The organism is Pseudomonas sp. TMP9, from assembly GCF_037943105.1.
GTDB lineage: Bacteria > Pseudomonadota > Gammaproteobacteria > Pseudomonadales > Pseudomonadaceae > Aquipseudomonas.
The window spans coordinates 2714911-2737808 of the sequence record NZ_CP149803.1; the positions used below are offsets into that span (position 1 = coordinate 2714911).

Annotated in this window: 22 protein-coding genes; 5 read left to right on the top strand and 17 right to left on the bottom strand. The window is 58.2% G+C overall.

What is annotated here, in order from left to right; all coding sequences use genetic code 11:
• Positions 1-47 precede the first annotated feature (47 nt).
• The 5 genes from rplS to ffh form a co-directional block, all read right to left on the bottom strand.
• Positions 48-398 (bottom strand): 50S ribosomal protein L19, encoded by a 351-nt coding sequence (rplS, locus tag WF513_RS12945; RefSeq protein ID WP_339079796.1) that lies wholly within the window; start codon positions 396-398, stop codon positions 48-50.
• A 40-nt stretch (positions 399-438) separates the two neighbouring features.
• Positions 439-1191, bottom strand: a complete 753-nt coding sequence (gene trmD, locus WF513_RS12950; protein ID WP_339079797.1) for a tRNA (guanosine(37)-N1)-methyltransferase TrmD — start codon at positions 1189-1191, stop codon at positions 439-441.
• Between the two features lie 5 nt (positions 1192-1196).
• Entirely contained in the window at positions 1197-1733 is a 537-nt protein-coding gene (gene rimM, locus WF513_RS12955) for a ribosome maturation factor RimM (RefSeq protein WP_339079798.1), read from the bottom strand.
• A 5-nt stretch (positions 1734-1738) separates the two neighbouring features.
• A complete protein-coding gene (gene rpsP / locus WF513_RS12960; protein WP_090239277.1) occupies positions 1739-1990 on the bottom strand; it encodes a 30S ribosomal protein S16 in 252 nt (83 codons plus the stop codon).
• A gap of 250 nt (positions 1991-2240) precedes the next feature.
• Positions 2241-3614 (bottom strand): signal recognition particle protein, encoded by a 1374-nt coding sequence (ffh, locus tag WF513_RS12965; protein WP_339079799.1) that lies wholly within the window; start codon positions 3612-3614, stop codon positions 2241-2243.
• A 422-nt stretch (positions 3615-4036) separates the two neighbouring features.
• On the opposite strand from ffh, the gene ccsA reads away from it, so the two are divergent.
• Entirely contained in the window at positions 4037-4837 is an 801-nt protein-coding gene (gene ccsA, locus WF513_RS12970; protein WP_339079800.1) for a cytochrome c biogenesis protein CcsA, read from the top strand.
• A gap of 9 nt (positions 4838-4846) precedes the next feature.
• Positions 4847-6136, top strand: coding sequence for an HlyC/CorC family transporter (locus WF513_RS12975; protein ID WP_339079801.1), 1290 nt, complete (start codon positions 4847-4849; stop codon positions 6134-6136).
• On the opposite strand, the gene WF513_RS12980 is transcribed toward WF513_RS12975, so the two are convergent.
• From WF513_RS12980 to WF513_RS13000, 5 genes are read right to left on the bottom strand one after another with little or no spacing between them, the layout of a single operon-like run.
• Entirely contained in the window at positions 6102-6812 is a 711-nt protein-coding gene (locus WF513_RS12980) for an SGNH/GDSL hydrolase family protein (RefSeq protein ID WP_339083566.1), read from the bottom strand. The two genes, WF513_RS12975 and WF513_RS12980, sit on opposite strands and share 35 nt — an antisense overlap.
• Before the next feature lie 26 nt (positions 6813-6838).
• The gene (gene purT, locus WF513_RS12985) at positions 6839-8020 is read right to left on the bottom strand and encodes a formate-dependent phosphoribosylglycinamide formyltransferase (protein WP_339079802.1); all 1182 of its coding nucleotides are present in this window, start codon (positions 8018-8020) and stop codon (positions 6839-6841) included.
• A 34-nt stretch (positions 8021-8054) separates the two neighbouring features.
• Positions 8055-8243 (bottom strand): DUF1289 domain-containing protein, encoded by a 189-nt coding sequence (locus tag WF513_RS12990; protein ID WP_339079803.1) that lies wholly within the window; start codon positions 8241-8243, stop codon positions 8055-8057.
• Positions 8243-8767, bottom strand: coding sequence for a gamma carbonic anhydrase family protein (locus WF513_RS12995; RefSeq protein ID WP_339079804.1), 525 nt, complete (start codon positions 8765-8767; stop codon positions 8243-8245). The genes WF513_RS12990 and WF513_RS12995 overlap by 1 nt, the downstream gene beginning before the upstream one ends.
• Positions 8768-8788: 21 nt before the next feature.
• Positions 8789-9394: a CoA pyrophosphatase gene (locus tag WF513_RS13000; protein ID WP_339079805.1), complete on the bottom strand. Its 606-nt coding sequence runs from the start codon at positions 9392-9394 to the stop codon at positions 8789-8791.
• A gap of 171 nt (positions 9395-9565) precedes the next feature.
• On the opposite strand from WF513_RS13000, the gene WF513_RS13005 reads away from it, so the two are divergent.
• A complete protein-coding gene (locus WF513_RS13005; RefSeq protein WP_339079806.1) occupies positions 9566-10123 on the top strand; it encodes an NUDIX hydrolase in 558 nt (185 codons plus the stop codon).
• Between the two features lie 15 nt (positions 10124-10138).
• The gene (locus tag WF513_RS13010) at positions 10139-10642 is read left to right on the top strand and encodes a L,D-transpeptidase family protein (protein ID WP_339079807.1); all 504 of its coding nucleotides are present in this window, start codon (positions 10139-10141) and stop codon (positions 10640-10642) included.
• Positions 10643-10697: 55 nt separating this feature from the next.
• Here WF513_RS13010 and WF513_RS13015 read toward each other — a convergent pair whose 3' ends face one another.
• Both WF513_RS13015 and purL read right to left on the bottom strand, forming a co-directional pair.
• Positions 10698-11015, bottom strand: coding sequence for a YqfO family protein (locus WF513_RS13015; protein ID WP_339079808.1), 318 nt, complete (start codon positions 11013-11015; stop codon positions 10698-10700).
• Positions 11016-11406: 391 nt separating this feature from the next.
• Entirely contained in the window at positions 11407-15303 is a 3897-nt protein-coding gene (gene purL, locus WF513_RS13020; RefSeq protein WP_339079809.1) for a phosphoribosylformylglycinamidine synthase, read from the bottom strand.
• Positions 15304-15468: 165 nt separating this feature from the next.
• On the opposite strand from purL, the gene mltF reads away from it, so the two are divergent.
• Entirely contained in the window at positions 15469-16929 is a 1461-nt protein-coding gene (mltF, locus tag WF513_RS13025) for a membrane-bound lytic murein transglycosylase MltF (protein ID WP_339079810.1), read from the top strand.
• On the opposite strand, the gene tadA is transcribed toward mltF, so the two are convergent.
• The 5 genes from tadA to WF513_RS13050 all read right to left on the bottom strand — a co-directional run bounded on the left by tadA (position 16926) and on the right by WF513_RS13050 (position 22835).
• Complete coding sequence (tadA, locus tag WF513_RS13030; RefSeq protein WP_339079811.1) at positions 16926-17408, bottom strand: tRNA adenosine(34) deaminase TadA; 483 nt, start codon at positions 17406-17408, stop codon at positions 16926-16928. The two genes, mltF and tadA, sit on opposite strands and share 4 nt — an antisense overlap.
• A gap of 2 nt (positions 17409-17410) precedes the next feature.
• On the bottom strand, positions 17411-18781 hold the full coding sequence (locus WF513_RS13035; protein ID WP_339079812.1) for a multicopper oxidase family protein: 1371 nt from the start codon (positions 18779-18781) through the stop codon (positions 17411-17413).
• Between the two features lie 181 nt (positions 18782-18962).
• Positions 18963-20543: a glutamine-hydrolyzing GMP synthase gene (gene guaA, locus WF513_RS13040; protein ID WP_339079813.1), complete on the bottom strand. Its 1581-nt coding sequence runs from the start codon at positions 20541-20543 to the stop codon at positions 18963-18965.
• A 153-nt stretch (positions 20544-20696) separates the two neighbouring features.
• Entirely contained in the window at positions 20697-22166 is a 1470-nt protein-coding gene (guaB, locus tag WF513_RS13045; RefSeq protein WP_339079814.1) for an IMP dehydrogenase, read from the bottom strand.
• Between the two features lie 117 nt (positions 22167-22283).
• Complete coding sequence (locus WF513_RS13050; RefSeq protein WP_339079815.1) at positions 22284-22835, bottom strand: sugar ABC transporter ATPase; 552 nt, start codon at positions 22833-22835, stop codon at positions 22284-22286.
• Between the last annotated feature and the right edge of the window lie 63 nt (positions 22836-22898).

Below are 22898 nucleotides of genomic sequence, written 5' to 3' on the forward strand. Positions count from 1 at the left end.
AACGCAAAAAGCAGCCCGAAGGCTGCTTTTTGATGGAAAGCTGAGGCTTAGCCCAGTTTTTCCTTGATGCGCGCTGCTTTACCGGACAGGTCACGCAGGTAGTAAAGCTTGGCTTTACGCACATCACCGCGACGCTTAACGGCCAGGCTTTCAACCAGCGGGCTGTAAGTCTGGAAGGTACGCTCAACGCCAACACCATTGGAGATCTTACGAACAGTGAACGCACTGTTCAGACCACGGTTACGCTTGGCGATAACAACACCTTCGAACGCCTGCAGACGCTGACGGTCACCTTCTTTCACTTTAACCTGGACGATGATGGTGTCGCCCGGTGCAAAAGGCGGGATCACTTTGCCCATCTGCTCAGCTTCGATCTGCTGAATAATTTTATTGGTCATACTGCGCTCCTAAGACTGGCCTTGGCCCGTCATCGATACATTAATTATCGTCCCGCTGGCGGACGTATTCCTCCAGCAGCTTTTTCTCTTCTCCAGAAAGCGAGCGGCTTTCCAGAAGATCAGCGCGGCGTTCGTGAGTCCGACCTAGGGACTGCTGCAAACGCCAGCGCCGGATGTGTTCGTGGTTGCCGCCTAGCAGCACCTCAGGAACACGTTTATCCGCATACACCTCCGGGCGGGTGTAGTGCGGGCAGTCGAGTAGGCCATCCGTAAAGGAGTCCTCTTCGGCCGAATTTGCATGACCCAATGCACCAGGCAACAGGCGCGTTACCGCGTCGATTAGCACCATGGCCGGCAGCTCACCGCCGGACAGGACGTAGTCCCCAATCGACCACTCTTCATCGACGTACGCTTCAATAAAGCGCTCATCGATGCCTTCGTAGCGACCGGCGATGAGGATTAACGCCTCAACAGTTGCCAGTTCGCGTACTGCTGACTGCGTCAGCGGGCGACCTTGCGGCGAGAGGTAAATCACCTTCGCGTTTTCACCTGCGGCGTGCTTAGCATCGAGCAAAGCATCCTCAAGCGGCTTGATCTTCATCACCATGCCGGGGCCACCGCCAAAGGGCCGATCATCCACAGTGTGGTGACGGTCAGTGGTGTAGCTTCGCGGGTTCCAACAGGTCAGTTGCAATAAACCCTGTTTCACAGCGCGGCTGGTAATGCCGTATTCGCTGATGGCGGCAAACATTTCCGGGAACAGCGTAATGACTTCAACGCGCAGATTTGACATCAGGCTTAGAAGTCCGCATCCCAGTCGACCCGCATTTCGCCAGCACTCAGGTCAATCGACAACACGCATTGCTCGGTATAGGGCAACAGGCGCTCACGATCATCCAAGCTGTCGGTGCAAGGTTTAACCACCATCACATCGTTGGCACCGGTTTCAAGCAGGTGATCAATCTTGCCGAGCAATTGCCCTGCCTGGTCGAACACCTTGAGACCTTCCAACTGGTACCAGTAGTACTCGCCGCTGGTTAGTTCAGGGAACAGGTTGCGCGGCACACAGATCTCAAAACCGGCGAGAAGACGCGCTTCTTCACGGTCATCAAGACCCTTGAGCTTCGCGACCAGGAATTTGTCATTCCCGCGTCCGCTGACCAGCTCTACCTGCTTAACACTGCCTTCGCGCCTAAGCGTCCAGGACTTGTACTGCAGCAGGTTTGCAACAGGGTCAGTAAAGGAATACACCTTCACTTCACCGCGAACGCCATGTACAGAGTAAATCTTGCCGATAACGATCAAGTCATCGGTAGAAGCAGGCGTCGCGCTCATATTGCTCAGGCCGCAGCCTTAGCAGCGTCCTTCAACAACTGAGCAACACGATCAGAAGGCTGCGCGCCAACGCTCAGCCAATGGGCCAGGCGATCTTGCTTCACGGACAGGCGAACTTCCTGACCACGAGCGATCGGGTTGAAGAAACCGATCTCTTCTTTGTGCGAACCGTCGCGTGGGTTACGGCTGTCGGTCACGTTGATTTTGTAGAATGGGCGCTTTTTGGAGCCGCCAAGGGCAAGACGAATGGTTAGCATGTGGACGAAATTCCTGTAGTCGGTGCTGCAAATCTAAATGCACAGCGGGCGTAGGTGCCCGAAAGGCCGCATATTCTAAGGAATATCCGGATTTTTGCAAATGGCTTTTTCTGGCGAATAGGCTGCGCAATCAAGACTGGCGAGAAAACCGTTGTACGAGCCGGTCAGTCAGCGCCCATAACAGGCAGGTTTAACGTAAGTCCCGGCCTTTCACCGGGCATGCGCCAGCATCGCTGCCGACGCGCAGTCCTTACATCTTTGGCATACCGCCCGGCATCATCCCGCCCATGCCGCGCATCATTTTAGCCATGCCGCCTTTGGCCGTGAATTTCTTCATCATTTTTTGCATTTGCTTGTGCTGCTTAATTAAGCGGCCAATGTCCTGCACTTGAGTGCCAGAACCCATGGCGATACGCCGCTTACGCGAACCGCTGATGATTTCCGGGTCACGGCGCTCTTGGGGCGTCATGGAATTGATGATCGCCTCCATCTGCTTAAATTGTTTCTCAGCGGCGCCCTGAGCACTGCCCATCTGCGCCAGATTAACCCCGCCCATTTGCGGCAGCTTATCCATCAGGCCGCCGAGGCCGCCCATGTTCTTCATTTGCTGCAGCTGATCACGGAAGTCCTCAAGGTCAAAACCCTTACCCTTCTTCAGCTTCTTGGTGAGCTTGTCAGCTTTTTCCCGGTCAAGGGTTTGCTCAGCCTGCTCGATCAGACTGAGCACATCGCCCATGCCAAGGATGCGCGAGGCAATACGGTCCGGGTGGAACGGCTCCAGCGCCTCCGTTTTCTCACCCATGCCGATAAACTTGATCGGCTTACCGGTAATGGCGCGCACCGATAACGCCGCGCCGCCACGGGCATCACCGTCAACCTTGGTCAGCACCACGCCGGTTAGTGGCAGCGCATCATTAAAAGCTTTGGCCGTGTTAGCCGCGTCCTGGCCGGTCATCGCATCGACCACGAACAGGGTTTCTACTGGGTTGATCGCGGCGTGCAGTGCTTGGATTTCCGCCATCATTTCAGCGTCGATCGCCAAGCGACCGGCGGTGTCGACGATGACTACATCAATAAATTTGAGTTTGGCTTCTTTAATGGCCGCTACGGCGATATCCACCGGTTTCTGGCTAAGATCGGACGGAAAGAAAGTCACGCCAATGTCGCTGGCCAACGTTTCCAACTGTTTGATCGCCGCCGGACGATAAACGTCGGCCGAAACTACCATAACGGTCTTTTTCTTACGCTCTTTGAGGAAGCGCGCCAGCTTGGCGACGGTCGTGGTCTTGCCTGCGCCCTGCAGACCCGCCATCAACACCACGGCCGGCGGCACGGCATTCAGCGCTAAATCTTCGTTGGCCGCACCCATCAGCTCTTCAAGTTCGGCGCGGACGATTTTTACGAAGGCTTGGCCCGGGGTCAGGCTCTTCGACACCTCGGTGCCGACCGCACGGTCTTTGACTTTATTGACGAAGTCTTTGACCACCGGCAAGGCCACGTCGGCTTCAAGCAAAGCCATGCGCACTTCGCGCAGGGTGTCCTTGATGTTGTCTTCGCTCAGCTTGGCTTTGCCAGTGACGTTTCGCAGGGTCTGCGAGAGGCGGTCAGTCAGATTTTCGAACATGCGCGTTCCTTTCAGGCTCTAACGAGCCGAGGGTGGGCTTGCAACAGGCCACCGATTATAACGAAGACTAGTCGGGCCTGGTGACGTTTCATCGCCACCGCGCTGGAGCCCGCTTTAGCGCGAGACAAGGCACGAGACACGAAGTTTGGTTGTTCCAAATGAGTGTCGAGAAACGTCGTATCGCGCTAAAACAGGCCCAGCCCTTCGGGTTGCGCGCAAAATCTCGCCATGCATTGTTGGAGGACTTGGCAAGGGAACAACCATTACCTGCGCCCTCCGCCTAGCCTGGCGAGATTTTGCGCAGCAACGCGGCTGGCGCTGAAACGCCACCATATCCGAGATACCGACACCGCCAGACGCTTTCGTGGTACGCGGGTTGTATGCCACACTGCGGCCCTCCCGGGTTTGCTTGACAAGGATTTATGCACCCTCTGCTACCGAGCCTTATTGCTGCTTGCTTATACACAAGCGCCACGGCCTACCAAGTTTTACGCATCACTCAGCGCAAGGTCGCCGACAAACGCCTGCTGGCCTTGCTGGGCGGTGTCGCATTGCTATTCCATGGCGCCAGTCTGTTTGCCCAGATGTACCACTCAGGCGGCTTGGTCTTAGATTTTTTCTATGCCGCCAGCCTGATCGCTTTTGCAGTCATCGCCCTGACGCTGATTGCCTGCCTGCGAATCCCCGTTGAAAACCTTCTCCTGCTGCTCTTCCCCTTAGGCGCACTGACTGTGGTTCTTGCGCACTTTATGCCCAGCGGAACAACGCAACTGATCGATGAAGAACCCGGTATTTTGCTGCACATCCTGCTCTCGATCATTGCCTACGGCATGCTCACCATTGCGGTATTTCAATCACTGCTGGTGCTGCTGCAGGACCATCAACTAAAAAATAAACAACCCTCGGGGCTGATCAAGAACTTCCCGCCCCTGCAAACCATGGAAAGCCTGCTGTTCAGCTTCCTTTGGACCGGCTGGGTGCTGTTGTCACTTTCGCTGTTCTCAGGTGCGCTGTTTATCAATGACCTGTTTGCCCAGCACCTGGCGCACAAAACTATTTTGTCGTGCTTTGCTTGGGTGGTTTTTGCCGTACTTCTGTGGGGTCGCCACCAACTCGGCTGGCGAGGCCATAAGGCCATTCGCTGGACGCTGGCGGGCTTTTGCCTGCTGATGCTGGCCTATTTCGGCAGCAAGCTTGTTCGCGAATTTATCCTGCACATCTGAGACCCTTACGTGGACAACCTTCACTCCGGCTACCTGTTTGGTTTGCTGATCTTTTTGATTATTTGCTCGGCCTTCTTCTCCAGTTCGGAGACCGGCATGCTCAGCCTTAACCGCTATCGCCTTAAACACATGGCCAAGGAAGGGCATAACGGCGCCAAGCGTGTAACCAGCCTACTGAGCCGCCCAGATCGCCTGCTGGGTACGATTCTGGTAGGCAACAACGTGGTTAATATTCTCGCCGCCTCCATCGCCACCGTATTGGCTGTGGATATCTGGGGCGAAGCCGGGATCGCCATTGCCACGGCAGGCTTGACCATTGTGGTGCTGATTTTTGGCGAAATAACCCCGAAAACCCTTGCGGCCTTGCGCCCGGAATTGGTGGCTTTCCCTGCCAGTCGCTTGCTGCTCGTGCTGCAACGGCTGCTCTACCCGGTGGTGTGGGCTACCAGCACCATCAGTAATGTGTTGCTACGCCTGCTGGGCATCGATCCCGCACTGCGAGCCAGCGACAGCCTCTCCACCGAAGAGCTGCGCAGCGTGGTGCGCGAGTCCGGTGCGGGCATGCCGAAAAATCGGCAGAACATGCTGCTCGGTATTCTTGACCTTGAGCGGGTGACGGTGGATGACATCATGATCCCGCGCAATGAAGTCACCGGCATCAACCTTGATGACGACCTCGAAAGCATCATTAACCTACTGACCAACACCACCCACACACGCTTGCCAGTATTTCGCACTGACATCAATCAGATCGAAGGCATCGTGCACATGCGTCAAATCGCGCGCCTGCTGACGCATAACGAATTAAGTAAAGAGGCACTGCTGGTGGCCTGCAGTGAGCCGTACTTCGTCCCCGAAGGGACGCCGCTGTCGACCCAACTGATCAATTTCCAAAAACAAAAACGCCGCATTGGCATCGTAGTTGATGAGTACGGGGATGTGATCGGCATCGTCACCCTGGAAGATATCCTTGAAGAAATCGTCGGTGATTTCAGCAGTCAAAACACCTTGCGCAGCCCGGATATTCATCCTCAGGAAGATGGCACCCAGGTGATTGATGGCGCGGCTTATATCCGAGAAATCAACAAAGCACTGGGCTGGCATCTGCCCTGTGATGGGCCAAAAACCCTTAACGGCCTCGTGACGGAGGCGCTGGAAAGCATCCCCGACAGCGCTGTGTGCCTGAAAATCGGCCCTTATCGGTTAGAAATTCTGCAGTCTTCGGACAACCGGGTAAAAAGCGTACGCGCCTGGCACGGCAAGCCTAAGGCGCACCCGGAATCGACGGCGCAAGGCTGACGGCCAAGCCTTCTGCCCAAACGCGATAGCCCAGCGCTGAGGGGTGATAGCCATCACGCGCCAGATAGGCTGGGGAAAACTCCAAATCAACCGAGTGATGCCCCGCGCCCAAGCGCCGCGCCAACTGACTAAGGCGTGCATCCAGCAACGTGGCGCGCCAACCGAGCAAGCGCCTTAACAGCCAGGGCAGCGCGGTAAAATGCTGTAGCGGCGGCACGCTGCTAAAGGCCACCTGAGCACCACGTGCTGTTAGCGCCTGCGCCATGCCACCCAACGCTGTTTCCCAACGCAGGAGTGAGGTTAAGCGTGTGGTGTCGTTAACACCAAACACCAGCAGCGCCAAGTCAACAGGCTGTTCAAGCGCCTGCGGCAACAGCCGCTCCCGGGCCTGCGCAGCGGTTACGCCATTCTCGCCACATGCGCGCCAGGCAACCGGGCGAGCGTAATGCACCGCTAACGCGCCTGCCAGTTGCCCCGCCAGCGCCAGCTGCATGTCATCCACACCGACGCCCACCACGGTCGACTCGCCCAGCACCAACAGGCGCAATGGCGCTCCGGGCAAACCTTCACCTGCCACACCGCTCAACAACCCAGCAGCGGGCGGTAAGCGTAAGGCGCGGCGCCGGGTGCGCAGTGCCAGCGGTAGCGCTAACGGTGCTAACAGCAACAAGCCCATCCACCAGGCATAGGCACGCCCCACGCTCACAGCTCGACCTTGACCGCCTGCGCCGCACGCGCGGCCTTAGCCCGCGCCGCTGCCAGCGACTGATCGCGGGCCAACGCCACACCCATGCGGCGCTGACCACTGACCGCCGGCTTGCCAAACAGGCGCAGCGCCGTATCTGGTTCAGCCAGCGCAACACCGAGGTTACCGAAGCTGACCTGTTGTGATTCACCTTCAACCAAAATCACCGCTGACGCAGACGGCCCTAGCTGACGAATAAGCGGGATGGGCAGCCCGAGAATGGCCCGCGCATGCAAGGCGAACTCAGACAGGTCTTGGGAAATCAGGGTGACCAGACCGGTGTCGTGGGGGCGCGGCGAGATTTCGCAGAACCACACCTGATCACCCTTAACAAATAGCTCGACGCCAAACAGTCCGCGCCCGCCTAGTGAGTCAGTTACTGCCAGAGCAATGCGTTCGGCTTCAGCTTGTGCCTTTACACTCATCGGTTGCGGCTGCCAGGACTCTTGATAATCGCCCTTAACTTGACGATGACCAACTGGCGCGCAGAAGGTTGTACCGCCACTGTGGCGCACAGTCAGCAAGGCAATTTCATAATCGAAATCGATAAAGCCTTCCACGATCACCCGACCCTTGCCGGCGCGGCCACCGGCCTGGGCGTAATCCCAGGCCGCCTGCAGATCATCCCGACTTTTGAGCAGCGACTGACCTTTCCCTGAAGAGCTCATAATGGGTTTGATCAAACAGGGAAAGCCAATGTGGTCGACCGCCGCACGGCACTGCTCGAAGGAGTCAGCGAACTGGTAAGGCGAGGTCGGCAAGCCCAGCTCTTCAGCCGCGAGACGACGGATGCCTTCGCGGTTCATGGTCAGCTGCGCGGCACGGGCGCTGGGGATTACGGTGAAGCCTTCATTCTCAAGCTCAACCAACGTGGCGGTGGCGATGGCTTCAATTTCCGGGACGATGTAGTGCGGCCGCTCCCGTTCAATCACTGCGCGTAGCGCCGCATCGTCAAGCATATCGACCACATGACTGCGGTGCGCCACCTGCATGGCTGGGGCGTTGGCGTAACGATCAACAGCGATCACCTCAACACCCAAGCGTTGTAACTCGATCACCACTTCTTTGCCCAGCTCACCAGAGCCGCACAACAGCACACGAGTCGCACTCGACGACAAAGGGGTTCCGATACGGGGCATGAGCCTTCCTCAAACGAATGGATATAAAGCGGCGTTACAGCAAGATGCCTTGCGCCTGAGCACGCTCATGACAACGTTGCAGCACCTGGCGGCGCTCAGCATTGTCCATCAGCCCCCAACGGGTAATTTCGGCGACCGAACGCTGGCAGCCAATGCACAGGTCTTGGTCATCCAAGGCGCAGACATGCACGCAAGGTGAGGCAACGGGGCGTTCTTGCTCCATTAGTCGTCCTGCACGGCCAAGTCACGGGCATAACGCTGGGCGTTGTGCACGTAATGAGCGGCGCTGGCCTCAAGCATTTTTTTCTGCGCTTCGGTCAGCTCGCGCACCACCTTGCCGGGCGAGCCCATCACCAGCGAACCATCGGGTATGTCCTTGCCTTCACCAATCAGGCTGTTAGCGCCAATGATGCAGTACTTACCGATTTTTGCGCCGTTGAGGATCACCGCGTTGATGCCGATCAGGCTGTAATCGCCCACCGTACAACCGTGCAACATGGCGTTATGGCCGATGGTCACACCGGTGCCGATAGTCAGCGGAAAACCCATGTCGGTGTGCATCACCGTGCCGTCTTGCACGTTGCTGTTGAGGCCGATATGAATCAGCTCATTGTCACCGCGCAACACCGCGTTAAACCACACGCTCGCCCCCGGCTCCAGCTTGACCTTACCCACCAATGTGGCATTGGGCGCAACCCAGCTGTCGGCATGGGCTTCTACATGGGACTGGCCCAGACGATATTTCATGCGTTGATCCTCATCCCACCATCATGGGAGCTTGATAAAGTGTTCGGGCGGCTGGCTCAAATCGATGTGCACATCGTCGAACACCAAGTTGACCAGCTCGATCAACATGATCGCCGTCAGCCCCCAAATTTTGTACTCGCCGTAGCGGTAACTCGGCACGTACCAACTGCGCCCAAGGTAATCGATACGGTGCGTGGTTTCCCGTGGATCATCGCGAAAGAACGCCAGCGGCACGGCAAACACGGCGGCAATTTCACCGTCGTTGGGCGTGTACTCAACAAAGTCGGGGATAAGGCCGACATAAGGCGTGACCTGAATACCGTGTCGCGAGACCAGCGTGCTGAGCGGCCCGACAATCTCAACCAGCCCAGGCGGCAAGCCAATCTCCTCTTGCGCCTCGCGCAGGGCTGTTTGCACCAAATCGGTGTCTTCCGGGTCACGCCGACCACCCGGGAAGGCGACTTCGCCGCCGTGTGTGGACAAGCCGCTCGCGCGTAAAGTCAGCACCACTTCCGGCTCATCGCTGCGGGTAATGGGCACCAACACAGCCGCCTCAGGGTAGCGGGTATCGATCTGCATATCCTGCGGGCTGTAGCCACGCATGCGAAGAAGCAACTCATCCAGCATGAGGATTCTCGGTGTTTTTTTCTGCGTTCGATCATTGCATGAAAGCAGTGCATGGCCATAGCCCTGAACCAGCGACCCGAATCATTCAGGCGGTCAATGCGGGTTATTAACAGCGCTTGCCGAGCACGCAACACCCGCGCCAAGATAGCCGACACGCACTGAGGGTCTGGCATGAAATTCTGTAGTAACTGCGGCGGGTCGATTAGCCACCTTATTCCGCCGGGTGACAACCGCTTGCGCCACGTCTGTGCACAGTGCCAAGTCGTGCATTACCAAAACCCAAGGATCATCGCGGGCTGCCTGCCGATATGGGGTGAGCAGGTGCTGTTGTGTCGCCGCGCCATCGAGCCGCGCCGAGGCTATTGGACACTGCCCGCTGGCTTTATGGAGAACGGCGAAACCCTTGAGCAGGCCGCGGCCCGTGAAACCCATGAAGAAGCCTGCGCGCGAGTGCGCAGCCTTAACCTCTATACCCTGTTTGATCTGCCCCACATCAACCAGGTGTACATGTTGTTTCGCGCAGAGCTGGTCGACTTGGACTTTGCCCCTGGCGAAGAAAGCCTTGAGGTGGCGCTGTTCCTCGAGCCCGACATTCCTTGGGCAGAGCTGGCTTTCCCCGCCGTGGGTCGTACCCTAGAATGCTACTTCGCGGACCGCCGCGAGCAGCACTACCCGGTGCGCAATGAGCCGCTCGAAGCCATGCGCGCGCATTACAAAAAAACGTTCTGAATCCTGGATATTACGATGCGCTGGTTGTTCGCCCTCCTCTGCTTGACCATTGTTATGACTGGCCACGCCAGCACCACGGCCACTCTTAGTGGTAAAACCATCGATAAGGTGCTGGTGGTTAAATCCGAACGCACCCTGCACTTGATGAGCCGCGGCGACACACTCAAGTCCTACCGGGTGTCATTGGGCAAGCAGCCGGACGGCGCCAAACAACGCGAAGGCGACCTGCGCACCCCGGAAGGTTTTTACTGGCTTGACTGGCGCAAGACCAGCGACAAGTACAACCTGTCCATGCACATTTCTTACCCCAACGCCCGCGATCAAGCGCAGGCACGCGACAAGGGTGTGTCCGCCGGCAGCATGATCATGATCCACGGCACGCCACTGGATGAGGAATACCCCGAATGGTTTTTCCACACCCTAGACTGGACCGAAGGCTGCATCGCCATGAAGAACACGGACATGCGCGAGATCTGGAGCTTGGTTAAAGACGGCACGCTGATCGAAATTCGTCCTTAAGCACAAACCTCAATCCTGCAAAAGGCACCCGCGGTGCCTTTTTTGTCGGCATTACTCAGAACTGAATATCGGATAGACGCCAGACCTCAAAGGCCGGCGTTTCGTAGGGGTGGGCGTGCCGCAGGGCTTTTACCACGGCGTGAATCAACTCATCAGCTACCACCATCTCGACTTTCCATTCAGCCAACGACTCAGCCTGTCCAACTTGCCCAATAAATGGCTGACTGCCCGCCAACGCCCGGAATTGGCCCTGCCCTAAGGTTTGCCAGCCGCATTGGTCGTAGTGACCGATACGGCCGCCACCGGCGGCGAAAACGGCCTGTTTGGTCTGCTCTAGGTGCGTTTCAGGTACGAAAAAACAAAATTTATACATCCAAGCCTCCCACGACGGCTGATGGGTACATCGCGCCCAAAGCATGCCACACAGCAACAGCCTTTCACCTTAGCTGCCGCGTAGGTTGTTAGCACAGTAAGCGTTAAACGCCTCGCCAAAAGCGCTGCCAGCGGGCTTTAAAACCTTCAGCCGGGCGGTTATGGCTGCCATCGCAATAAGGCAAACCCTGCGATTGACCGCAGCGGCAGAGCAACAGAAATTGCTCACGTTCAGGGCTTAGTGCCAGCGCGCCTGGGCACGCAGAAACACAATCGGGAAGCTGGGACGAACGTCCGCAGCGGCACAGCAACAAAGTGTCACCAGGTTTGACCTGGCGCACCTCAGGTAGAGCCGGCGCAGGCTTACTCAGCATAAGCCTGCACCATACGGATCAATCCACCCACACACGAGCGTTGCGGAACATGCGCAGCCAGCCGGCATCTTCCTGCCAGTCATCTGGCTTCCAAGAGTTCTGCACCGCGCGGAATACCCGCTCCGGATGCGGCATCATGATGGTCACGCGGCCGTCGCGGCTGGTCAGGCCAGTAATCCCGCGCGGCGAACCATTAGGGTTGGCCGGGTAGGTTTCGGTGACTTTGCCATGGTTGTCGATAAAGCGCATGGCCACGCAGCCTGACAAATCAGCTTCAAGCAAGGCTTCTTCATTCTCAAACTCAGCATGACCTTCACCGTGGGCGATGGCGATTGGCATACGCGAACCAGCCATGCCCTGCAGGAAGATTGAGGCTGACTCCTGCACCTGGACCATGGCCACACGCGCTTCGAATTGCTCGGAGCGATTACGCACAAAGTGCGGCCAAAATTCGCTGCCAGGGATCAGCTCGTGCAGGTTGCTCATCATCTGACAGCCATTGCACACGCCGAGACTGAAGCTGTCTTTGCGCTCGAAAAACGCTTGGAAGTCATCACGGGCGCGACTGTTAAACAGGATTGACTTGGCCCAACCTTCGCCGGCCCCGAGCACGTCACCATAGGAGAAGCCGCCACAGGCAACCAGGCCCTTGAACTCATCCAAGCTAACGCGGCCGCTGAGAATATCGCTCATGTGCACGTCGATCGCGTTGAAACCGGCGCGGTCAAAGGCAGCGGCCATTTCCACCTGACCGTTGACACCCTGCTCACGCAGCACAGCGATCTGCGGCCGCACACCCTTACGGATAAACGGCGCGCTGATGTCCTGATTGACGTCGAAACTAAGCTTGGCCGAAAGGCCGGGGTTGTCCTCATCGAGGAGGGTGTCGAATTCTTGCTCAGCGCACTGCACGTTATCGCGCAGGCGTTGGATCTGATAACTGGTTTGTGCCCACTGACGCTGCAGCAGGCGGCGCTGGCCGACAAAGACTGGCTGATCGTTGAAACTAATCGCCACGTCATCGCTGTTAATCGGCTGACCAATCACCGCCACGCAGTCGCCCAAGCCGGCGGCGCTGAACTGCGAGAGAACATCCGGCGTGGCGTCCCGGTGCACTTGAATGACCGCACCCAGCTCTTCGTTAAACAACACCGCGGCCATCTCAGCGCGATTGTCGGCCAAGGTATCCAAGTTCAGGTTAAGCCCGCAGTGGCCGGCAAAGGCCATTTCAAACGCGGTAACCAGCAAGCCACCGTCGGAACGGTCGTGATAGGCCAAGAGATGACCATCGGCGTTCAGGCCTTGGATCACCGCAAAGAAGGCCTTGAGGTCTTCGGCGTCATCAACATCCGGCGCTTGGCTGCCGAGCTTGCCGTAGACCTGAGCGAGAATCGAGGCGCCCATACGGTTTTGCCCACGGCCCAGGTCAATCAGGATCAAGTCCGTTTCACCTTTGTCCATGCGCAATTGCGGGGTCAGGGTTTTGCGGATATCGCTGACCGGAGCGAAGCCGGTCACGATAAGCGACATGGGCGAGGTCACGCTCTTTTCAGCGCCCTCATCCTGCCAGCGGGTTTTCATCGACATCGAGTCTTTACCGACCGGGATGGTGATACCCAAATGCGGACACAACTCCATGCCGACCGCTTTTACCGCGTCATAGAGCCGCGCGTCTTCACCCGGATGACCGGCAGCGGCCATCCAATTGGCGGACAGTTTGATATCGCTGAGCGCGTTAATCTGCGACGCCGCAATGTTGGTCAGGGTTTCGCCAATCGCCATACGGCCGGACGCTGCTGCATCCAGCAACGCCAGGGGGGTGCGCTCGCCCATGGCCATGGCTTCACCGGTGTACACATCAAAGCTGGTGGCGGTCACGGCGCAATCGGCCACTGGCACCTGCCACGGCCCGACCATCTGGTCGCGCGCCACTAGGCCGGTGATGCTGCGATCGCCAATGGTGATCAAAAAGCTTTTGCTGGCCACGGCGGGATGATGCAGCACGCGGGTCACAGATTCGTCGATGGCCAGGCTGCTGGCATCGAAATCATCGCCCAACTCAGCTTCGCGAACGGCCGAGCGGTGCATGCGCGGGGCCTTGCCCAGCAGCACGTTGAGCGGCATGTCGACGGCGTTGTTGCCAAAATGGCTGTCGGTCACGGTCAGGTGAGCCTCTTCGGTGGCCTCACCGACGACCGCAAACGGGCAGCGCTCACGCTCACAAATGGCTTTGAAGCGCTCAAAATCAGCTGCATCCACCGCCATCACATAGCGCTCTTGGGATTCGTTGCTCCAGATTTCATGGGGCGCCATTCCCGGCTCATCATTGGGCACATTACGTAACTCAAACCGCCCGCCGCGGCCGCCATCATTGACCAGCTCGGGGAAGGCGTTGGACAAACCGCCGGCACCGACGTCATGGATGAAAGCAATCGGGTTGTGCTCACCGAGCTGCCAGCAGCGGTCAATGACCTCCTGACAGCGGCGCTCCATTTCCGGGTTTTCGCGCTGCACCGAGGCAAAATCCAAATCAGCAGAGCTGGTACCGGTGGCCATTGATGAGGCCGCACCGCCGCCCAGACCGATCAACATGGCTGGGCCGCCGAGCACAATCAGCTTGGCGCCGACGGTGATTTCAGCTTTCTGCACGTGTTCAGCGCGGATATTGCCCATGCCGCCCGCCAGCATGATCGGCTTGTGATAACCGCGTACTTCTTCGCCGCGCGGGGTTTGGATCGTTTGCTCAAACGTGCGGAAATAACCGGTCAGGGCCGGACGACCAAATTCGTTATTGAACGCCGCGCCGCCCAGCGGGCCTTCAAGCATGATGTCCAGTGCCGTGACGATGCGCTCGGGCTTGCCGTAGGGCACTTCCCAAGGCTGTTCAAAGCCCGGAATCTGCAAGTTGGACACGGTAAAACCGGTCAGCCCTGCCTTTGGCTTAGCACCACGGCCCGTGGCGCCTTCGTCACGAATTTCACCGCCCGAGCCGGTGGCTGCACCGGGGAACGGCGCAATGGCAGTTGGGTGGTTGTGGGTTTCAACCTTCATCAGAATATGCACCGGCTCCTGCACCGCACCGTATTGGCGGGTTTCAGGGTCCGGGAAAAAGCGCCCGGCGACGTTGCCGACGATCACCGAGGCGTTGTCTTTGTAGGCCGACAAGACGCCTTCGCTGTGCATTTGATAGGTATTTTTAATCATACCGAACAGGGATTTTTCCTGGCTCTGGCCATCAATATCCCAGCTGGCATTGAAAATTTTGTGCCGACAATGCTCAGAGTTAGCTTGGGCGAACATCATCAATTCGATGTCATGGGGGTTGCGCCCCAAGCCGTTGAAGCTGGTCACCAGGTAATCAATTTCGTCTTCAGCCAAGGCCAAGCCCAGCTCGACGTTGGCGCGTTCCAGCGCAGCGCGGCCGCCACCGAGAATATCCACGGCGGTCAGCGGTTTCGGTTGGGCATGGCTAAACAGTGCGCCAGCGTCTTGCAGGTTATCCAGCACCAGCTGGGTCATGCGGTCATGCAGCAAATCAGCCACCTGCTGCACTTGGGTGGCATTCAGCTCACCGCTGACGTAGTACGCCAAGCCGCGCTCAATGCGCTGAATCTTCGCCAGGCCGCAGTTGCGGGCAATATCGCTGGCCTTACTCGACCAAGGCGAGATGGTGCCAAAACGCGGGATGCTCAGAAACAAACGACCACTTGGCTCCTGCACCGGCACGCTTAGGCCGTATTTGAGCAAACGGGCCAAAACCTGCTCTTCCTCGGCATTAAGCACGCCAGTGACGTCGGCAAAATGCGCGAACTCGGCGTACAGGCCGGTGACCGCAGGCACCTTGCTGGTCAGTTGCTCAAGCAGTTTGCCGTGACGGAAAGCAGAGAGAGCGGGCGCGCCGCGCAGGATCAACATGGAGAACAGCCTCTGAGAAGGGGTGTACTTTGAGGGCGGGCATTCTAGCCTAAAGTGCCGCCAACGGCACCCGTGAAGGCGAGGCAAACCGTGCACTGGGTGCTAGCAGAGAAGCCGCACGCTGTCGAGATATGGCGCACGCCATGCTTTGCGTATACTGCGCCGATGTTTGCCCAATCTGTGTTCCGTGTGCGCTGCGCCTGCTGGCTGTCGGCGATCGGAATCCTCCTGCTGCTCGGCGGCTGTGCTGAAGAACCCAGCACACTCGAGCGCGTTCAGGCGGAGGGTGTGCTGCGGGTGATCACCCGTAACAGCCCAGCCACCTACTTCCAAGACCGCAATGGCGAGACCGGCTTCGAATACGAGCTGGTGAAACGCTTTGCCGATGATCTGGGCGTAGACCTGAAAATTGAGACTGCCGACAGCCTCGATGAGCTGTTCGCTAGCCTTAGTAAGCCCAATGGCCCAGTACTGGCTGCTGCAGGTTTAGTAGAAAGCGACGGACGGCAAGCCCATGCGCGTTTTTCCCTGCCCTACCTCGAAGTCACCCCGCAGGTGATCTACCGCAACGGCCAGCAGCGCCCAACCCGCCCGGATGATCTGCTCGGCAAGCGCATCTTGGTACTCAAAGGCAGCAGCCATGCGGAGCAGCTGGCCGCCCTTAAGCTGCAACTGCCTGAATTGCAATATGAAGAGTCCGCCGCCGTCGAAGTGGTCGATCTGTTGCGCATGGTCGATGACGGGCAGTTGGACCTGACCTTGGTTGACTCAAACGAGCTGGCGATGAACCAGGTTTACTTCCCCAACGTGCGCGTGGCGTTTGATTTGGGCGATGCGCAGAACTTAGCGTGGGCCACTGCGCCGGGTGAAGACCGCAGCCTGCTCGATGAAGTAAACAGTTTTCTCCAGCGCGCCCAGCAAAACGGCAGTCTGCAACGCTTGAAAGATCGCTACTACGGCCATGTTGATGTACTGGGTTATGTCGGCGCTTATACGTTTGCCAAGCACCTGCAACAACGCCTACCGCGCTACGAGAACTATTTTCGCGACGCCGCCAAGACTAATCAGGTGGACTGGCGCTTGCTCGCAGCCATTGGGTATCAGGAGTCACTTTGGCAACCCACTGCCACCTCAAAAACTGGCGTGCGCGGACTGATGATGCTGACGCTGCGTACGGCCCAGGCCATGGGGGTGTCGGATCGGCTTAACCCTAAACAGAGCATCGATGGCGGGGCCAAATACATTGTTTATGTGAAGAACCAGCTGCCGAAAAGTATTGAAGAGCCAGACCGCACCTGGTTCGCTTTGGCCTCGTACAACGTCGGCGGCGGCCACCTCGAAGATGCGCGCAAACTCACTGAAGCTGAAGGGCTGAACCCGAACAAGTGGTTGGATGTACAGAAAATATTGCCGCGCCTGGCGCAAAAACAGTGGTATAGCAAAACCCGCTATGGTTATGCCCGTGGCGGCGAACCGGTGCACTTTGTGCGTAACATCCGCCGCTACTACGACATCCTCACGTGGGTCACCCAACCGCAGTTGGAAGGCTCACAAATCGCCGACAGCAAACAGCACGTACCGGGCATCGACAAACGCCAGCCCGAAGAGCAAACCCCACCGCTCTAGCGTTGCTCGCGCCTGGCTTTGAAAAAAGCACTCAACAGCGCGCCGCACTCCTCACCAAGCACTCCGCCCTCGACTAATACACGGTGGTTAAGAAACGCCTGATTGAAGAATGCGCCCTGACTTATCGCCACCCCTGCTTTAGGTTCGCGGGCGCCATACACCACGCGCTGCACCCGTGTGTGCACGATTAAACCGGCGCACATGCTGCACGGCTCCAGCGTCACATACAGGGTGCTGCCGGGCAGGCGATAGTTAACAGCGGCGTGTGCGGCAGCGCGGATCGCCACCATCTCGGCATGGGCGCTGGGGTCGTGGGTGGTGATCGGGCAATTAAAGCCGCACCCAACTATCACGCCGTTCTGCACCAGCACCGCGCCGACCGGCACCTCACCTAAAGCGGCGCCTTGGGCAGCCAGCGCCAAGGCCTCACGCATAAAATGCGCGTCTTGGCTGCGATCAATGATCAGGGGGGCGCGCATGTTTAAGCCACCTCGATTGAGGCCATCAGACCGGTTTCCATATGGTCAATCACATGGCAATGAAACATCCACACACCGGGGTTATCCGCGACCAGCGCAACACGCGCGCGCTCATTCTTGCCCAGCAAGTAAGTGTCGGTGAAATACGGGATGATCGACTTACGGTTGGAGGCCAGCACCTTAAAGGTCATGCCGTGCAGGTGGATCGGGTGTTGGTATTGGCTGAGATTGCGCAGCTCGAAGATATAACTCTTGCCCAATTGCAGGCGGGCAATTGGCCGGTCGGCACAGGTCTTGTCATTGATGTCCCAGGCTTGACCGTTGATCTGCCAAAAGCTGTGCGCGGCGCCCTGAGCCAGGCCCACCGATACTGCGCCGGCCCACTCGAAGTTAAAGCGCAACGTCTCGGCAGCAGCCAAATCAGGCTCGGCAATCGGATTAGCGGGTAAGGCTGGCGGCCATTCACCCGCACCTTCGGCACTGGGCTGCGCGCGCAGAGTGGCTAACCGCAGAGGCCCATTGCGCAGCGACAACTGCGTACCCGCCGCGGGCACTTGCAGCCCTAGGTCGATGCGCATGCCGGGCCCCAGCCAATACTCTTTACCTAATGGCCGTGGCGTGACCGGATTGCCATCCACCGCATAAATCCGCGCCTGCGCGCCAGGCAGGTTGAGCCGATACGTCAGGGTGTTATCCAGATTGAGTAGACGCAGGCGTACCACCTGCCCGGCCGGCAGATCCAAAGTGGGCGCATGCACACCATTGACCGTGCTCAAGCGCCCCGGCGTACCGCCCCGCGCCGCTTCGCGCGGCACACTGAATGCAGTAAACGCGCCCTGCTCGTCGATATGCCAGCTCTTCAAGTTGAGCGTCTGCTCATGGCGAAAGCCGCTGGGCTCGCGCTCATCCACAATCAACGCGCCAACCAAACCACGCCCGAGTTGCTCGCCGCTGGCAACGTGCGGGTGATACCAGAAGCTGCCAGCATCAGGGGTGATGAAGGTGTAATCGAAGTATTCCCCCGGCAACACCGGCGCTTGCGACACATAAGGCACACCGTCCATCGCCAGCGGCAGACGGATGCCATGCCAGTGAATCGTGGTCGGCACATCCAGCTTGTTAATAAAGCGCACACGCAAACGCTCGCCCTGGCGGCAGCGCAGCTCCACACCCGGCGCCTGCCCGCCGTAAGCCCACGCCGGGGTGATATGCCCCGGCACCAACTCGATATCCAGCGGCGCGGCAATCAGTTCATAGTCGTGAGTCGCGACATTTTCCGGACGGCCCAACCAATAGCGCACGCCACCCGTGCCAAGACCGACGACGCCAACAGCAGCCAGACCGACCAGCATTTGCCTGCGGGTAAAAGACATAAGGTTTCCTGTGGCCCGGATGCAATCCGGGAAGACAGCAGCCCGAAGGTTATCGGGCCATCAATTGAAACATCTTCTCATTTAAGACGCAGGGCTGACGACCCTAAAGCAAACAGAATGCACCTTACAAAAACCACAAAGGCAGCTCGCGCTGCCTTTGTGGCGTTTCAACTCAGAGGGATCACTCCCACTCAATGGTCGCGGGTGGCTTGCTCGACACGTCGTAGGTGACGCGAGAGATGCCTTCGATCTCATTGATGATGCGCCCGCTGACGGTTTCCAGCAGCTCGTAAGGCAGGTGCGCCCAACGTGCGGTCATAAAGTCGACGGTTTCCACGGCGCGCAAGGCAACTACCCACGCGTAACGACGGCCATCGCCCACTACACCGACCGATTTCACCGGTTGGAACACCACGAAGGCCTGGCTGACCTTGTGATACCAGTCAGCTTTGCGCAGCTCTTCGATAAAGATATGGTCGGCACGACGCAGCAGGTCGGCGTATTCCTTCTTCACTTCACCAAGGATGCGCACACCCAGGCCTGGGCCCGGGAATGGGTGACGGTAAACCATGTCGTAGGGCAGACCGAGCTCCAGACCCAGACGACGTACTTCGTCCTTAAACAGTTCGCGCAACGGCTCGACCAGTTTCAGGTTCATTTCTTCCGGCAGGCCACCGACGTTGTGGTGCGACTTGATCACGTGAGCCTTGCCGCTTTTCGCGCCAGCCGACTCGATCACATCCGGGTAGATGGTGCCTTGGGCGAGGAACTTGATGTTGTCCAGCTTGTTCGACTCGGCATCAAACACGTCGATAAAGGTGCGACCGATGATTTTGCGCTTCTTCTCCGGATCGGACTCGCCGGCCAAGTTGTCGAGGAACTGCTCTGCAGCATTGGCGCGAATCACTTTGACGCCCATGTTTTCGGCGAACATGGCCATCACCTGCTCGCCTTCGTGGAGACGCAGCAGGCCATTATCGACAAATACGCAGGTCAGCTGGTCGCCAATCGCTTTGTGCAGCAATGCCGCCACCACCGAGGAATCGACACCGCCGGACAAACCGAGCAGCACGTTGGCACTGCCGACTTGGGCACGCACGTTGGCAATGGCATCTTCGGCAATCTTGGACGGCGTCCACAGCGCTTCGCACTGGCAGATGTCGAGGATAAAACGCGACAGAATGCGCCCGCCCTGCTTGGTGTGGGTCACTTCTGGGTGGAACTGCACGCCGTAGTAGCCGCGCGCATCGTTGAACATGCCGGCAATCGGGCAGCTCGGGGTGCTGGCTAGGATGTGGAAATCCTGCGGCAGCTTGGTGACCTTGTCGCCGTGGCTCATCCACACATCGAGGCTGAATAGTCCGTCAACGTCAATGTGGTCTTCAATGCCCTCGAGTAGGTGGCTTTTGCCGACCACATCAACGCGGGCGTAGCCGAACTCACGCAACTCTGAGCCTTCAACTTTGCCGCCCAACTGCTCGGCCATGGTTTGCATGCCATAGCAGATACCAAAAACCGGCACGCCAAGGTCAAACACCGCTTGTGGCGCGCGCGGGCTGTCGGCTTCATGCACCGACTCCGGGCCACCGGCGAGGATGATGCCGCGCGGGGCGAAAGCACGGATGTCCTCGTCACTCGTGTCGAACGGATGCAGCTCGCAGTACACGCCAATCTCGCGCACGCGACGCGCAATCAGCTGGGTGTACTGGGAGCCGAAATCCAGAATCAGGATGCGGTGCGCGTGGATGTCTTGATGAGCCATGGCCGTCTCTCGTAGCAGAATTCACAAATGACAAGGGGCTGTACTGCAAAACAACAGCAACAGCCCCGTGCTTTAAATCTTCAACTCGCTGCGCTGCAAATTCGCGACCCGCTGGGTGGGTAGAGCAACGCTCCATCCACCCAGCGGATGCACTTAACTCACGCGGTAGTTCGGCGCTTCCTTGGTGATCTGCACATCATGCACATGCGACTCGGCCATGCCGGCGCCGGTGATGCGCACAAACTCCGGTTTGCTGCGCATCTCTTCGATGGTGGCGCAACCGGTGTAACCCATGGAGGCGCGTAGGCCACCCATCAGCTGATGGACGATAGCGCCCATGGCACCTTTATAGGCCACACGACCTTCGATCCCTTCGGGTACCAATTTTTCAGCGCCGGCAGAGGAATCCTGGAAGTAACGATCCGATGAGCCTTGCGCTTGCGCCATGGCGCCCAACGAGCCCATGCCGCGGTAGGCTTTGTAGGAGCGGCCTTGGAACAGCTCAATCTCACCTGGCGCTTCTTCAGTGCCGGCGAGCATGGAGCCGATCATCACGCAGGACGCACCCGCGACAATAGCTTTCGACAGGTCACCCGAAAAGCGAATACCGCCATCCGCGATCAGCGGTATGCCGGTACCCGCCAGGGCAGCGGCTACATTGGCCACAGCACTGATCTGCGGCACACCCACGCCCGCAACGATGCGTGTGGTGCAGATTGAGCCTGGGCCGATACCGACCTTGACCGCATCTGCGCCTGCATCAGCCAGCGCTTTGGCCGCTTCGCCGGTGGCGATGTTGCCGCCAATTACCTGCACAGCAGGGAAGGTTTGCTTAACCCAGCGCACACGGTCAATCACACCTTTGGAGTGGCCGTGGGCCGTGTCCACAATGATCACATCAACGCCTGCATGCACCAAAGCGGCCACACGGTCTTCAGTGTCAGCACCGGTACCCACCGCCGCGCCAACACGCAGACGACCTTGGTCATCTTTACTGGCCAGCGGGTAGGCTTTGGCTTTCTCGATGTCGTTGACGGTCATCATGCCCTTGAGGCGGAACTGGTCATCGACAATCAGCACCCGCTCGATGCGATGCTTGTGCAGCAGCTTGCGCACGGTTTGGGTGTCTTCACCCTCCTTGACCGTGACCAGACGCTCTTTGGGCGTCATCAACTCGCGCACCTTGGAGCTCATGTTGGTCTCGAAGCGCACGTCACGGCTGGTGATGATGCCGACCAGATCACCGTGATGCAGCACCGGCACACCGGAAATGTTGTTTTGCCGGGTCAGGTCGAACAAATCGCCAACGGTGGCATCCGCTTCGATGGTGATCGGATCTTTAACCACGCCCGACTCATAGCGCTTAACTTTGCGCACTTCGGCAGCTTGCTGCTCGACAGTCATGTTCTTGTGGATGATACCGATGCCGCCTTCCTGAGCCATGGCAATCGCCAAACGGGCTTCAGTGACGGTATCCATCGCAGCAGAAAGGAGCGGGATATTCAGTTCAATGCCACGGGTCAGACGCGTTTTGAGGCTGACATCCTTCGGCAAAACTTCGGAATAACCTGGAATAAGTAGAACGTCGTCGAAGGTTAGAGCTTCTTGACTGATACGCAGCATGGCGGGGGCTCCCGGACGGGAAAATTGGAAGCGCGCCATTATACTCAGACGCCCCCCCGCACTCAACGCAAAGTAGTGGTAAACCCAACAGAAGATTCGCCCACGCGCCGCACGGCCCTAAACGTCGACCCGCACCAAAGAGACCGGATAGCCCAAACGCGCAGCAAACTCATCGACAAAGCTCGGTTTAAAGCCGGCATCGGCCCAGTTATTAAAGATAAAACCCAGGTTAGAGAAGCCGCAGGGCTGCAGAAACAAAAACCCGTTGATGTCATCTTCATGACCACAACGCGGGCAGGTAAAGTTATCCGTATGCCCCGGCATCCAGTCTTCCAAGCTGTCGAACAGCGCCTCGCCCACTTCCTTGCGGCACCTTGCGCAACCCGCCTCTTCCAGAAAGCCGATGGTCGGCGTGTAAATGCAGCGCTTATAGATGATCTCCAGGCCATGTATCGCCTGACCGAACGGCAACAACTCAGGCCGCTCGACTACCCGCCGCGCGCCCTCGGCAATACCGTAGCCCATTTGCTTACAAGTACGCCCGCAGGTGGTTAGCTGCTCTTCGATGATGGCCTGCTTAACCAGCCAACGCACAATTAACCGCGCCCGCGCCTCATGACCGGGAAAGCTGGAAATCTGCGGCACGATGATGGCTTGCTGCTCGCTCATAAAGGGCTCGTTTAACGCTTAAGAATGCTAAGGATGAGCAGCTTAATCGGCTGACTGTAACGG

Bases quoted from the DNA above. Each gene is read 5' to 3' on its own strand.
- WF513_RS13010 (WP_339079807.1), top strand. From the start codon at position 10,139: ATGCGCTGGTTGTTCGCCCTCCTCTGCTTGACCATTGTTATGACTGGC.
- trmD (WP_339079797.1), bottom strand. From the start codon at position 1,191: ATGTCAAATCTGCGCGTTGAAGTCATTACGCTGTTCCCGGAAATGTTT.
- WF513_RS12980 (WP_339083566.1), bottom strand. From the start codon at position 6,812: ATGGGCTTGTTGCTGTTAGCACCGTTAGCGCTACCGCTGGCACTGCGC.
- rimM (WP_339079798.1), bottom strand. From the start codon at position 1,733: ATGAGCGCGACGCCTGCTTCTACCGATGACTTGATCGTTATCGGCAAG.
- WF513_RS13050 (WP_339079815.1), bottom strand. From the start codon at position 22,835: ATGAGCGAGCAGCAAGCCATCATCGTGCCGCAGATTTCCAGCTTTCCC.
- guaA (WP_339079813.1), bottom strand. From the start codon at position 20,543: ATGGCTCATCAAGACATCCACGCGCACCGCATCCTGATTCTGGATTTC.
- WF513_RS13035 (WP_339079812.1), bottom strand. From the start codon at position 18,781: ATGTCTTTTACCCGCAGGCAAATGCTGGTCGGTCTGGCTGCTGTTGGC.
- WF513_RS13000 (WP_339079805.1), bottom strand. From the start codon at position 9,394: ATGCTGGATGAGTTGCTTCTTCGCATGCGTGGCTACAGCCCGCAGGAT.
- rpsP (WP_090239277.1), bottom strand. From the start codon at position 1,990: ATGCTAACCATTCGTCTTGCCCTTGGCGGCTCCAAAAAGCGCCCATTC.
- WF513_RS13005 (WP_339079806.1), top strand. From the start codon at position 9,566: ATGAAATTCTGTAGTAACTGCGGCGGGTCGATTAGCCACCTTATTCCG.
- tadA (WP_339079811.1), bottom strand. From the start codon at position 17,408: ATGCGCGCCCCCCTGATCATTGATCGCAGCCAAGACGCGCATTTTATG.
- ccsA (WP_339079800.1), top strand. From the start codon at position 4,037: ATGCACCCTCTGCTACCGAGCCTTATTGCTGCTTGCTTATACACAAGC.
- mltF (WP_339079810.1), top strand. From the start codon at position 15,469: ATGTTTGCCCAATCTGTGTTCCGTGTGCGCTGCGCCTGCTGGCTGTCG.
- purT (WP_339079802.1), bottom strand. From the start codon at position 8,020: ATGCCCCGTATCGGAACCCCTTTGTCGTCGAGTGCGACTCGTGTGCTG.
- WF513_RS13015 (WP_339079808.1), bottom strand. From the start codon at position 11,015: ATGTATAAATTTTGTTTTTTCGTACCTGAAACGCACCTAGAGCAGACC.
- ffh (WP_339079799.1), bottom strand. From the start codon at position 3,614: ATGTTCGAAAATCTGACTGACCGCCTCTCGCAGACCCTGCGAAACGTC.
- guaB (WP_339079814.1), bottom strand. From the start codon at position 22,166: ATGCTGCGTATCAGTCAAGAAGCTCTAACCTTCGACGACGTTCTACTT.
- WF513_RS12990 (WP_339079803.1), bottom strand. From the start codon at position 8,243: ATGGAGCAAGAACGCCCCGTTGCCTCACCTTGCGTGCATGTCTGCGCC.
- rplS (WP_339079796.1), bottom strand. From the start codon at position 398: ATGACCAATAAAATTATTCAGCAGATCGAAGCTGAGCAGATGGGCAAA.
- purL (WP_339079809.1), bottom strand. From the start codon at position 15,303: ATGTTGATCCTGCGCGGCGCGCCCGCTCTCTCTGCTTTCCGTCACGGC.
- WF513_RS12995 (WP_339079804.1), bottom strand. From the start codon at position 8,767: ATGAAATATCGTCTGGGCCAGTCCCATGTAGAAGCCCATGCCGACAGC.